Annotated in this window: 10 protein-coding genes; 3 read left to right on the top strand and 7 right to left on the bottom strand. The window is 74.5% G+C overall.

The features are described 5' to 3' along the window. Window positions 1-68: 68 nt before the first annotated feature. Genes AB0C22_RS09060 through AB0C22_RS09050 form a run of 3 tightly spaced genes read right to left on the bottom strand, consistent with a single transcriptional unit; the run spans window position 69 to window position 3,262 of the window. Entirely contained in the window at window positions 69-980 is a 912-nt protein-coding gene (locus AB0C22_RS09060; RefSeq protein ID WP_357534371.1) for a sulfotransferase, read from the bottom strand. Window positions 981-983: 3 nt separating this feature from the next. Then, window positions 984-2,021, bottom strand: coding sequence for a sulfotransferase (locus tag AB0C22_RS09055; RefSeq protein WP_357534369.1), 1,038 nt, complete (start codon window positions 2,019-2,021; stop codon window positions 984-986). Next, entirely contained in the window at window positions 2,018-3,262 is a 1,245-nt protein-coding gene (locus AB0C22_RS09050) for a glycosyltransferase (RefSeq protein ID WP_219462728.1), read from the bottom strand. The genes AB0C22_RS09055 and AB0C22_RS09050 overlap by 4 nt, the downstream gene beginning before the upstream one ends. 240 nt (window positions 3,263-3,502) lie before the next feature. Here AB0C22_RS09050 and AB0C22_RS09045 point away from each other — a divergent pair, with 240 nt between their 5' ends. The 3 genes from AB0C22_RS09045 to AB0C22_RS09035 are packed head-to-tail and all read left to right on the top strand — an operon-like array spanning window position 3,503 to window position 6,892. After that, window positions 3,503-4,438, top strand: a complete 936-nt coding sequence (locus tag AB0C22_RS09045) for a hypothetical protein (RefSeq protein WP_357534367.1) — start codon at window positions 3,503-3,505, stop codon at window positions 4,436-4,438. Next, window positions 4,431-5,321, top strand: coding sequence for a sulfotransferase (locus AB0C22_RS09040; protein WP_357534365.1), 891 nt, complete (start codon window positions 4,431-4,433; stop codon window positions 5,319-5,321). Before AB0C22_RS09045 ends, AB0C22_RS09040 begins: the two co-directional genes overlap by 8 nt. After that, entirely contained in the window at window positions 5,318-6,892 is a 1,575-nt protein-coding gene (locus tag AB0C22_RS09035; RefSeq protein ID WP_219462733.1) for a hypothetical protein, read from the top strand. Before AB0C22_RS09040 ends, AB0C22_RS09035 begins: the two co-directional genes overlap by 4 nt. A gap of 229 nt (window positions 6,893-7,121) precedes the next feature. On the opposite strand, the gene AB0C22_RS09030 is transcribed toward AB0C22_RS09035, so the two are convergent. Genes AB0C22_RS09030 through AB0C22_RS09015 form a run of 4 tightly spaced genes read right to left on the bottom strand, consistent with a single transcriptional unit; the run spans window position 7,122 to window position 12,171 of the window. Continuing rightward, window positions 7,122-7,967, bottom strand: a complete 846-nt coding sequence (locus AB0C22_RS09030) for a sulfotransferase (protein WP_219462735.1) — start codon at window positions 7,965-7,967, stop codon at window positions 7,122-7,124. Further along, complete coding sequence (locus AB0C22_RS09025) at window positions 7,964-9,577, bottom strand: flippase (protein WP_219462738.1); 1,614 nt, start codon at window positions 9,575-9,577, stop codon at window positions 7,964-7,966. Before AB0C22_RS09025 ends, AB0C22_RS09030 begins: the two co-directional genes overlap by 4 nt. Window positions 9,578-9,583: 6 nt before the next feature. Continuing rightward, entirely contained in the window at window positions 9,584-10,660 is a 1,077-nt protein-coding gene (locus AB0C22_RS09020; RefSeq protein WP_219462739.1) for a Wzz/FepE/Etk N-terminal domain-containing protein, read from the bottom strand. Window positions 10,661-10,671: 11 nt separating this feature from the next. Next, complete coding sequence (locus AB0C22_RS09015; protein WP_219462740.1) at window positions 10,672-12,171, bottom strand: O-antigen ligase family protein; 1,500 nt, start codon at window positions 12,169-12,171, stop codon at window positions 10,672-10,674. Window positions 12,172-12,208 lie beyond the last annotated feature (37 nt).

Below are 12,208 nucleotides of genomic sequence, written 5' to 3'. Positions count from 1 at the left end.
CACCTGCACCTGTAGGAACTTTGCCCCGGCCGCCCCGACGACACCGGGCGGGGCGGTGGACGTGCCGGTCAGTCCCGGTAGCCCCACTGCCGCAGCGGCTTGTCCAGCACCCGTTCCACGGCGGCGAGCTGCGCGTCGCCCAACTCCTCGTGGTAGGCGGCCTGCCGCCCGGCGTGGAACCGGTAGCGTCCGAAACCCCGCTCGAACGCCGGTGACCAGTCCAGGTCGAGGAAGTCGAGCATCCGGGCCACCTCGCCGCGCGGGTCGGCGAGCAGGTCCTCGTAGCGCACGTCGAGCCACTGCCCCTCGGGGTGCGCGGCCCGCGCCTCGGCGAAGGAGTCCATCAGCATCTTCCAGCCCAGCGCGGCGAGCACCGGGAACGACCTGTCGTATTCTTCCCACTCCTGGCGCAGGTCGGTCGGCAGCGGCCCGAGGAACCAGTTGTCCGGCCCGCGCCAGCCGTCCCACCAGCCCATCTGGAGCCAGGAGTTGGTCACCGCCCGACCGTCGCGGACCACGTTGACCACCCGCAGCTGCGGGTAGCCGGCCCGCAGGAACCCGGCGCGCGGCCAGCCCGTCACGTGGTGCAGCAGCAGCCGGCAACCCTGCCGTTCGATCCGGGCGTCGAAGAAGGCCCGCAGCCGCCGCCGCAGGTACGGGGTGAGATCGTCGGCGGTCAGGTCCCGGCACGGGCGGGAGAAACCGGCCACCACGTGCCGGTCCAGCAGGTCGTACGCCTCCGACGGGGCGACCCGCAACCGGCCCTTCTCCAGCAGCCGGCGGCTGTGCCGCAGCGACGTCATACCCGCAGGGCGGGGCGCGGAACGCCGGTACAGCGGCCCGTTGAACCGGCCGGCCAGGTTGAGCCGGGACAGCTTGTCGTCGACCCCGGAGACGAACCCGACCCCTGGGTGCCGGGACAACAACTCCTGCACCAGCGTCGAGCCGCACCGCCCGGTGCCCACCACCACCGCCAACATCGCTCAGCCCTCCTCGTGCCCGGTCGACCCCGCCCGCCCGACGCCCACCGACCGTCCACCGGTCGCAGCCGGCCCACCCCGCGCGGGCCGCCCCGCCCCGGCCGGTGCCGGGACGCCGCGCCGCCACGGGTAGCCGAACCGGCGCAGCCCCGGCGCGGTGAGCCCGGTGACCAGCGCGTACGACCAGCGGGACAGGTCGCGCCGCCACTGCACGTCGGCGGTGATCGGCACCGGGCCGGTCCGGTGCCGCGACGGGTTGCCGGCCACCGAGTGCGTCGGCGTCAGCCGTACCGTCGCCGGGCCGGTGAACGGGCCGCCGTCGGGGTCGACCCCGGCGAAGGCGACGATCCGGCGCAGCGTCGCCTCCGGGTCGGCGGTCAGATCCTCGTAGCGCACCCGCAGGTAACCCGCCGGTGCACGGTCACCCCACAGCCGGACGGTCACCGTGTTCCAGACCAGCCAGAGCAGGGCCGCCTTCCACACCGGCGGTCGGCTCATCAGCTCCGGGTCGGTGTCGCCGTCGAGACCCCGGCGACGACGCCAGGAGAAGGCGGTGGCCCGGGGGTCACGGACCAGGTGCAGCACCCGCAGCTCGATGCCGGGCAGCGCGCCGAGCAACGCACCGTACGGGGGCAGCTTCGACGAGTCGACCACCACCCGTGCCCCGGTGTGCCGGGCCACGGCCGCGTACAGGTCGGCCAGGACCGCGTCGTCGGGGTGCGCGGGCACCGGCCGGAGACCGCGGCGGTGCCGGCGCAGCAGCGCAGGCAGCCCGCGCATCCGCAGCCGGCCGCGCAGCCCGGCGGCGATCGCGGCGGCCCGGTCGGTCGGCAGTTCCCGGCGCACCCGGTCCCACAGGGGGCAGTCCCGCAGCGGCCGGCCACAGCCGCAGGGCCGGTTCTTCAGCTCCCCGCGCTGCCACAGGTACCGCAGCTCCCCGGCGGCGAAGACCCCGTCGTACTGGCCCAGCACGGTGGTGACCAGGGTGCTGCCGCTGCGTCCGCTGCCGGCCAGGTAGAGCACCCGCACCGGCGGGTTCACACCGGCTCCCGCACGGCCTGCGCGGCGCTCGCGTAGACCTCCCGCAGCCGGGTCAGGTGCGCCTGTGGGGAGAAGTCCCGCTCCACCCGCGCCCGACCGGCCCGCCCCATCCGGTACGCCCGCTGCGGGTCGGCCAGCACCCGGTGCAACCCGGCGGCCAGCGCGACCGGTTCGTCGGCGGGCACCACCTCACCGTCCACCCCCGGGGTCACCAGCTCCGGCAGGCCACCCAGGTCGGAGGCGACCACCGGAACCCCGCAGCCGTACGCCTCCAGCACCGCCATCGGCTGGTTCTCGTTCCACCGCGACGGCACCGCCACCACCGTGGCCGAGCGGACCAGCTCGTGCAGCCGGGCCTTGTCCAACCGGCCGTGGAACCGGACCCGGCCGGGGGCCCGCCGCCGGGCCAGCTCGGTCAGCCCGTCGCGGGCCGGGCCGTCCCCGGCCACCTCCAGCACCACGTCGTCGGGCAGCCGGGTGAGCGCCTCGATCAGCACGTCGACGCCCTTCTCGGCGGCCAGTCTGCCGGCGAAGACCACCGGCCCGCCGGGTGCCGTCTTGACCGCCGTCGCGGCGACGTCGACGAAGTGCGACACCACGTGCATCCGGTCGGGGAAGACCCCGGCCCGGCGCATCACGTCGGCCAGGAACCGGCTCGGGCTGACGAACGCCTGCACCGGCCCGTACGCCCGGGTGGTGCGGTGCAGCCACGACTCGACGGCGAGCAGCGAGCTGGCCCCCAACGAGCCGTCCTTGCAGCGGCGGCGGGCCGCGCGCAGCGGACCGCCGGTCACGCAGGCGTCGCAGACCGCGCCCCGGTCGAGCATCTGGTAGCTGGGGCAGGCCAGCTTGTAGTCGTGCAGGGTCATCACCGCCGGCACCCGGGCGGCGCGCACCGCGGCCAGCACCGACGGGGAGAGCTGGTGGTAGATGTTGTGCAGGTGGACCACGTCGGGCCGGAACTCGTCGAGCACCCGGGCCAGGCCCCGCCGGCTGGCCGGCGACCAGATCATCCGGGCCGCGACCGCCGCCCGGGCGCCCGCGCCGCGCGGCGTCGGGTCCAGCTCCACGTGGGACGGGAAGTGCCTGGCGTACGGGGTGGGCGCGTCGTTGTCCGGGTGGGTCATGCCGAAGAAGGCCACCTCGTCGCCGTCGCCCCGTTGCAGCTCGGCGACGTCGAGCAGGTAGCCCTCGGCGCCGCCGCGCCGGTAGAGGAACTTGTTGACGTGGAGGACACGCATCGGCCTGCTCCGGAGGTGGCTGCTGGGGTCCGTCGGGGGTCGGGAGGTGGGGTGGTCGCCCCGGACAGCAGCGGTGACCAGGGGCCCCACCGTATGCAACACCGGTGTCGTGAGTCCAGCTCATGATCCCCAAGTAGCCACACGGCCCATCGCCGGCTGACCACACGGCCACGTGGTCAGCCGCGATGATCTGCCGGTACCGTGTGCCCCACCCCGCCCGACGTGCCCGAGGAGGACCCGGTGCCCCACCCCGACGAACCTTCGGCGCTGGCGTACACCGCCCGTCGGGTCCGCCGGCACCTGCGCTGGGCGCGTACCGAGGGCATCCGGCGACTGGTCGAGGAGGACCGGCTCGACCCGGTCGACCGGGCCCGCACCGCCCTGGCCAAGTGGCGCTGGCGACGGACCCATCCCGGGCCGCCCGGCCGGGCCGTCCCGGTCTACCTGGTGGGCCTGCAACGCTCCGGCACCAACATGCTGACCCGGGGATTGGACGCCGACCCGTCGGTGGAGGTCCGCAACGAGAACGACCGGGTGGTGTTCCACCGTTTCCGGCTGCGCCCCGACCCGGTGCTGACCGCCGTCATCCGGCGCAGCCGGCACCGGTACGTGCTGGTCAAGCCGCTGTGCGACACGCACCGGGTGGACGAGCTGCTCGACCTGTCCGGGGTTGCGCCGGGGCGGGCGCTGTGGGCGTACCGGGACGTCGACGACCGGGCCCGCTCCGAGGTGGCGAAGTTCGGCGACGCCAACCTGCGGGCGCTGCGGGCGATCGCCGAAGGCACCATCGGGGACCGCTGGCAGGGGCAACGCCTGGACCCGTCGACGCGGGAGCTGGTCGCCGGCTTCGACCACGACCGGATGACCCCGCACACCGCCGCCGCCCTGTTCTGGTACGTCCGCAACTCGCTGTACTTCTCCCTGGGCCTGGCCGACCGCCCGGACACCCTGCTCTGCTCGTACGACGCGCTGGTCGCCGACCCGGCCGGGTACACCCGGCGGTTGTGCGCCTTCCTCGACCTGCCGTACGACCCGGTGTTGCACGCGCACGTCGGCGTCCGCAGCCCGGCGCGGCCCCGGCTGGACATCGACCCCCGGGTACGGGCGCTGTGCACCGAGCTGACCGGCCGGTTGGACGCGTCGGCCGGCCGACCCGAGGCGGTGGAGCATGGCTGACCCCACCGACCCGGCCCCGCACACCGCACCGGACCCGCAGGCCCGGCCCGCACGGACGGCCGACCCCGCACCGGACCCGCAGGCCCGGCCCGCGCCGGACGCGGCAGCCGGGGCGGGTCGGCCGCAGGGGCCGATCTTCCTGGTCGGGTGCCAGCGGTCCGGCACCACGATGCTGCGGCTGGTGCTCGACTCGCACTCCCGGGTCAGCTGCGGCCCGGAGACCCGGTTCCTGGCCGACATGCAACGCATCGTCGGGCGGGACTGGGAGCGGTTGTCCCGCTTCGGATTCCCCCGCGATTACTGGCTGGGCCGCATCGCCGACTTCTTCGGCGGCATCCAGGCCGACTACGCCCGCTCCCGGGGCAAGACCCGCTGGGCCGACAAGACCCCGCTGTACGCGCTCTCCATCGACTTCCTGGCCGAGGTCTTCCCCGACGCGCAGTTCGTGCACGTCGTGCGGGACGGCCGGGACGTGGTGGTGTCGCACCGCAAACGGTTCGGCTACTGGTCGGCGGTCAAGTGCGTGGTGAAGTGGCCGCGCTACATCCGGATCGCCCGCGCCGCCGGGGCCCGGCTGCCGGCCGACCGCTACCACGAACTGCGCTACGAGGAGACGGTCACCGACCCGGAGAAGGCCATGCGTGGCCTGTTCGAGTTCCTCGGCGAACCCTGGGAGGCTGGCGTGCTCGACTACGACGGCAAGCAGCACGACGTGGCGGGCAAGTACACCGCCGAGGCGGAGCGACGGCGGGCCGCCGCCGGCACCGACGCCCCGATCTACGGCTCCCGGGTCGGCACCTACCGCCGGGAGCTGGACCCCTTCCTGCGGGTGCTGGTCCGGGTCTTCTCCGGTGCCACCCTGCGCGAACTGGGCTACCGGTGAACCGCCGGGACGGGTCGCCGGGGCGGCGGGCGGCCGGACCACCGGCGACCGGCCGGGCCGGGTCGTCGGCACACCGTCGGGCCGGGGCGGCGGTGGCCCGCCGGGCCGGGCGGCGGACGCTGATCGCCGGTGCGCTGCTGTTCGCCCTGGTCGCCGGGGCTGCCTGTTCGGACGATCCCGCTCCTGCTCCCCGGCCCGCCCCGTCGGCGACCGGGCCGTCGGCCGGTGCCAGCGGTACGCCGCTGCCGGCCGGTGCGCCGGTCCGCAACCCGTTCGGTGCGCACTGGGACTTCTCCCGGCACGACCAGTTCGTGCCCTACCTGGAGAAGCTCACCGGCTCGACGACGTACCACGAGTTGAGCTGGTGTGACATCGAGAAGACCCAGGGCAGCCCGGACTTCGCGGCGGTGGACCAGATCGCCGAACGCAGCCGCAAGCTCGGCATCACCCTGCACCTGAAGATCCGCACCGGGGTGTGCTGGGCGACCGGCGGGACGGCGAAGTTCACCCGGGGCCAGGCCAACAAGACCGAGTCGGCGATGCCGACGGACCTGGCCGCCTACCAGAACTTCGTCCGCACACTGGTGCAGCGGTACGCGCCGTACGGCGTCGGCGAGTACGCCATCGAGAACGAGGTCAACGCGCAGCAGTACTGGGCGGGCAGCCCGGAGGACTACCGCCGGCTGGTCACCGCCGCCGCCGAGGCGATCCGGTCGGCCGACCCGAAGGCCAAGGTGGTCGACTCGGGCATGAGCAGCGTCGCGTACGGGATGGGGGTCGCCGACCGTTTGCTGCGCGCCGGGCAACCCGACCAGGCCGTCGCCGCGTACCAGGCGTACTTCCAGCGGCGGATCGGCACCCGGGGGCGGCTGATCCCGGCGGTGAACGACCCGACGGCGTTGCGCACGGCGTTGGACAACGCGCAGAACTCCCGCAACCTGGCCTACCTCGCGGTCACCGAGAAACTGCTCGACGACCGGGTGGTCGACGTCCGGCAACTGCACTTCTACGAGCACTTCTCCGGGGTGCCGGCGCTGCTGGACTACCTGCGGGCCGAGACGCCGTCCGGGGTGCCGGTGCAGGCGTGGGAGGTCGGGCAGTTCTGGAAGGACGGCGGCGACGCCGCCGCGGCCCGGGGTGACGAGATGGTCAAGGTGGTCAGCATGCTGGTCGCCGGGGGCATCCACGAGGTGCTCTGGTTGCCGCTGGCGTACAACCCGAACAACCGGGCCGGTGCGGAGGTCCGCTACGGGCTGCTCGACCCGGACGGCACCCAACGGCAGGCCGGCGCGATGATGGCCGCCCTGGCGGCGGCGGCCCGGGACGCGACCGTCGAGCCGGTGAACGGCAAGGGCCTGACCGGGGTGGCGTTCCGGCGGGGTGCGGAGAGCACCCTGGTGGTCTGGTCGACCTCCACCGGCACTGTGTCGTTGCCGGCCACGGGCGGGGTGACCGGGGGGCCGGTCGGTGCCGACCCGACCGCCCGCACCGGTGCGCTGCCGATCGGCCCGAGCCCGGTGCTGGTGCGGGCGCAGGGTGACCCGGCCAGCGTCCTCGCCCCGATCCGCTGACCGGCTCCCCACCGCACGCGGTCCGATGGTAGGTGCGGTGGGGCCCCGGGCCGGTGCTCTCGGGGCAGGCGGTGTGCGGCGGGCGCGGGTGAGCCCGGTGGGCTCCCATGATCACATTGCGATTTTGCGCACTGTCCTCGGCGTGCCGTCTACATAATCGCCAGCTGTTCATGGTCCCGCACGTTGGCGCAGCGGCGTTCAGCCCGGCGACGGGGCGTGGCCCGCTCGCTCACCAGGTACGGGGCCAGCCGAGCAGCTCGGCGAGGCGGGCGTTGTGCGGGGCGAACCCGGCGGCCAGCTCGGCCCGTAACGCCGGGGTGAGCTGGGACGGGCCGGTGTCCGCCCGGCGGGTGTGCCGGGCGAACTCCGCCGGGGTGAACGGGGCCAGCCCGAGGAACCGCAGCACGCCCGCATAGGTGGCCGCCGGGTCGGCGTACAGGTCCTCGCTGCGGATCACGTGCAGCCGGTCGGCGGGCAGGTGGGCGTACCAGCGGTCGAGCTGTTCGGCGTAGCGGCCCCGGGCGGCGTAGGAGAAGTTGCGCAGCGCGTGGTGGGCCGCCGGGGTGTCCGGCCCGTCGGCCAGCGCCCCGGCCAGCCGCCCCGACTCGGCGGCGAGCGCCTCGGCGAAGCCCAACGGCTCCAGCCCGTACGAGCGGGTGTGCAGGTAGTGCGAGTAGGCCCGCTCGACCGGGTCGCGCAGCAGCGCCACGAACCGGGCCTCGGGCAGCGTCGCCGCCACCCGGGCCGGCACGCTGGGGTGGAACAGGTAGTAGGGGCTGGCCTCGAAGCTGCGCCGGCCCGGGGCGGCCGGCGGGAAGTGCGCCCGGTACCAGCGGGTCCCCCGCCCGAAGTGCAGGCTGAAGAACTGGAGTTCCTTGCCGGTGGCGGCCCGCACGTCGGGATGCGCGGCGAGGTAGTGGTGCAGCGAGGTGGTGCCGCACCGCTGCCCGCCGATGATCAGGAAGTCGGGCAGTACGCCGACCCGGCCGGGCCGCGCCGCCCGCGCCCAGGCGCGGGTGCCGCGTACCACCCGACGGAGCCGGTCCACGGCGACCCGGCGCGGCCCCGCGCTCACCGCGACACCGCCCGGTCGGAGGTGTCCCGGCCACCCTCGCCCACCCCGGAGGGGGGCGGACCGTCGTCGGACGGGACGCCGCCCGGGACGTCCCCGGCGGCGGTGTCGGGCGGGTCGCCGCGACGGCGGCGGGCCAGGGTGCGCAGCACCATCAGATCCTCCCGGCTGAGCCCCAGCGCCAGCACGGTCCCCAGGTAGACGGCGACGATCGTGGTCAGGCCGACGAACGGCCGCCACGGCCAGCCCGGCACCAGCCAGCGCACCAGCAGCCCGGCGGCCAGCGCGACCACCCCGGCGGCGAGCCCCTTGGCCATCCCGACGGTGAACGGCAACGCGCCGGTCAGGTGGCGGACCTGCACCACCCGGGCGATGTTGACCACGATCAGCGAGGCGCTCCACGCCGCCGCCGCGCCGACGATCCCGTACGCGGGGATGAGCCACAGGTTGAGCAGCACGTTGAGCACCAGGGCGACCAGGTTGTCGGCCATGTTCAGCGCCACCCGGCCGGACATGTTCAACACCGTGCCGCACGGCCCGGTGGCCGCGTTGACGAGCTGGCCGAGGGCGAGGATCACGGTCACCGCCGCACCGGTGGCGACCTCGCCGCCGAAGACGCGCAGCAGGTCACCGGGGAGGACCAGCAGCGCCACGAACGCCGGCAGCGACAACCGGACCACCCAGCCGGTGGCCACCGCGTAGACCCGGCGGACGTCGTCGAGGTCCCCCCGGTGGTAGAGGTGCGCGAGGTACGGGCCGAACGCCGCGTTGACCGGCGCGAGGACGAAGATGGCCACGGTGACCAGCCGGGTCGCGACGTTGTAGACGCCGATCTCCGGGTTGGCGAAGAAGCCGAGCAGCAGGGTGTCGACCCAGATCAGCCCGGTCGACGACAGCGACGACACCCAACTGACCGTGGAGAAGCGGAACAGCTCCCCCGGCCGGTGCACCGGGCGGGCCGGCGGCACCCGGCGCACCAGCCGGGCCAGCGACAGCAGGGCGAGCAGGGCGGCCGACCAGCCGGCCACCACCAGCGCCCAGAACGCCCCGGTCAACCCGGCCCCGGTGACCAGGGCGAGCACGGTGAGCAGCAGCCGGGTGCCCGGCTCGTAGAGCTGGCCGATGAAGGTGTACGGCCGCTGGGTGCGCCAGCCCCGGGTCGCCGCCAGCGCCGCCTCACAGATCGTCGACGCGGGCAGGGTCAGCGCGACCAGTCGTAGGCCGGTGACCAGTCCCGGGTCGTGGAGCCGGTCGGCGAGCCACGGTGCCCCCCAGGCCAGGGCCCCGGCGAGGACGACCGACGAGCCGGCGGAGACGGCCAGCCCCAACCGGACGGTGCCGCGCAGTGCCGGGGCGTCGTCGTCGGCCAGGTGCACCGCCACGAACCGGGTCAGCCCGGCCCGGAACCCGGACAGCGACAGCAGCCCGGCCAGCGACAGCACCGCGTAGCACTGGGCGTACCGGCCGACCTCCCGGATGCCCAGCACCCGGGCCAGCAGCAGCATGACCAGGAAGACCGCCGCCTGGCTGAGCAGGGCACCGAGCAGGTTGAGACCGCCGCCCCGGGCCATCCCCCGCACGTGCTGGTCGCCCCGGGTGGACGCTTCGGTCACCCCGGCCTACCGGCGGCGGGAGTGCTGCTCGGGCACGGTCGCCGTCACCGCCGGCAGCACCACCGTGTCGTCACTGCTGCGCCGCCCACCGGTCGGGGCCGGGGTGGCCCGGCCGACGGCCGCCGGCTGTCCGGCCCGACGGCTGCGCGCCAGCCACTCCAGCACCGCCACCAGCAGCACGGCCAGCAGCAGGCCGGCACCGGACACCGGGAGCACCAGCGCGACCAGCGCCTTCATCCGGGACACCGGCTGCGCCTCGCCGACGCTGGTCACCTTGTCGGGGTCGGCCGCCTGAGACTGGGCGCGGGCCTGTTGCAGGCCCTGCCGGGCCGAGGCCAGCGCACTGGTGGCGCTGTCCCGCTGGGCGATCAACGCCTGGTAGTCGGGCAGCTTGGGGCCGAGTTCGTCGAGCCGCTTCTGCCCGGCGCTGATCGAGTCGGCGGCGGCGTCGGCGCCCCGGCTGTTGCCGACCGCCTGCATCTGCAACTGCTGCTGCCGCAGGCTGGCGATCTCCTGCAGCGTCGACTGGTAGAGCTTGTCCGGCTGGCTGACCTTGTTGGTCTTCTCCCAGTCGTTGATCGCCCGGGTGGCGCCGGTCAGCTCGTCGGTGGCCGCCTTCACCTCGTCGGTGGCGATGTTGACCTGGCTGGTGAACAGGAACGCCAGCGCGCGCTTGCCGGTGGCGGTGAGCACCGGGGCGACCGTGGACCGGTCGTCGGCGGTGTAGGTCACGGTGAGCTGGCTGCTCGCGCCGACCTGCTTGACCGCCAGGCCGTCGCGCAGCGCGTCGGCGGGGACCCCGGTGTCGGCGGCCACCTGGTCGACCACCTGCGGGGAGGTGACCGCCGCGGCGAAGGCCGCCGCGAACTGGTTGGCGGCCTGGGTGCCGGTGTACTGCTGGGCGGCGCTACCGCCGACCAGGGCGGGCGCGGCGACGTAGGAGGTGGCGGCGTACTGCTGCGGGCCGAGCAGGACGATCGACGCGGCTGCCGCCCCGGCGACCAGCGGAATGCCCACCAGCAGCCAGAGTCGACGCCGCGCGACCCGCAGATAGTCGACGATCTCCACCCTGGTGCTCCCCACTGCTTGATCCTTCATCGGTTGGTCCGGCCGGTCGTCACCGGTCGGGGCGTCGCCGGCCGGGACAGGTCGTCCGGTAGCCCGCGGGCGACCGCGCCGGCTGCCGCGGCGAACGCCGCGAAATACCACAGGGTGACCACGTTCGAGATCACGTTGGACGCGGCGCTGACCGCGACGAAGGCGACCGCGCAGCCCAGGAAGCCGATCGCGATGCCCCGGCCGAGCGTGCCCGGTGGGGCCCGGCGCAGCGCGTTGAGCCCGGTGTGCAGGCACAGCGCCATCATCGCCAGGTACGCCAGCAGCCCGGCCAGCCCGGTCTCCACGTACGCGCGCAGGAAGTCGTTGTGCGGCTTCTTCGCCTCGTCGGCCTCGAACTTCGTCATGTTGGGGCCGATCCCGGTGACCGGGTTGCGGTTGGCCAGCGACACGATCTCCGACCAGTAGCCGACCCGCCAGGCGAGGGTGTTGCCGGTCGGGCCGCCGCCCACGGCGCTGCTGTCGGCGAGTTGCCCGAAGCGGTGCGCCACGCTCGGCAGCAGGGCCACCCCGGCCACCGTGACCAGGCAGAGCGCCACCAGCATCCGCCGGCTGCGGTGCAGCACCGCGACCACCAGCAGGCCCAGCCCCGCACCCAGGATGGCGCTACGGGTGTTGGTGAGCAGCAGGAACAGCAGCGACGCGGCGAGCAGCACGCCGAGGCCGAGGCGCAGTCGGCGGCTCAGGTAGCGGTGGATGCCGAACCCGAAGATCACCATGAACATGAGGTAGCGGCCGAACGTGGTGGACTGGCTGAACGGGCCGCTGATCCGGGTGAAGTCTCCCTTGACCTCTGCCGGTGGGTGGCCGAGCAGGGACAGCACGACGGTGTAGCCGACCGCCAGCGCCAGCGAGACGTAGGCGGCGAGCAGCACCCGGCGGACCGCCGGCAGGTCCGGCATGAGCTGTTCCAGGACGACGAACATCACCACCACGGTGCCGATCCGCAGCGCCTCCAGGGCGCTGGGCACCGGCTGGGCGGCACCGACGGCGCTGACCAGGCAGGTTGCCCCGACCAGCAGCATCGCCACGCCGAGCGGGGAGCCGCGCAGCCGGCCGTGCTGCCGCAGTTGGGCGGCGAGCCAGAGGCCGGCGGCGAGCAGGAACAGCACCGCGAGGATCGTCGAGGGGTCCATCGTGCGGGTCGCCCCGGCACCGTCGGCCCGGCCGGCCGTCGGGCCGCTGAGCTTGAACAGGTCGACGCAGGACCGGACCGCCAGCATCAGCAGCACGTACGCCGAGAAGCGGGTCAGCGCGAGCGCGCCGACGGCCAGCCCGGCGAGGATCACCAGGGGCAGCACGGCGGCGATCCGGCCGCCCCCGGTCGCGGCCAGCCCGGCGCCGACCGCCACCACGGCGCAGAGCAGCGCCGCGCCGCCGGTCAGCAGGCGGGTGGTCCGGTCACCGGCGGACCACCGGCGGGGTCGCCCCCCGGGCAGGCCGAGGTCGCCCTCCGTGCCGTGTCGCTGTCCGTCCACCGCTCGCCGACCACTCGTTTCCAGGGAACTGTTGCCG

Origin of the sequence: Micromonospora sp. NPDC048894 (genome assembly GCF_040649765.1) — a bacterium.
GTDB lineage: Bacteria > Actinomycetota > Actinomycetes > Mycobacteriales > Micromonosporaceae > Micromonospora > Micromonospora antibiotica.
The sequence above is the reverse complement of the archived record's forward strand: the minus strand, read 5'-3'. Positions and strand labels throughout refer to the sequence as shown.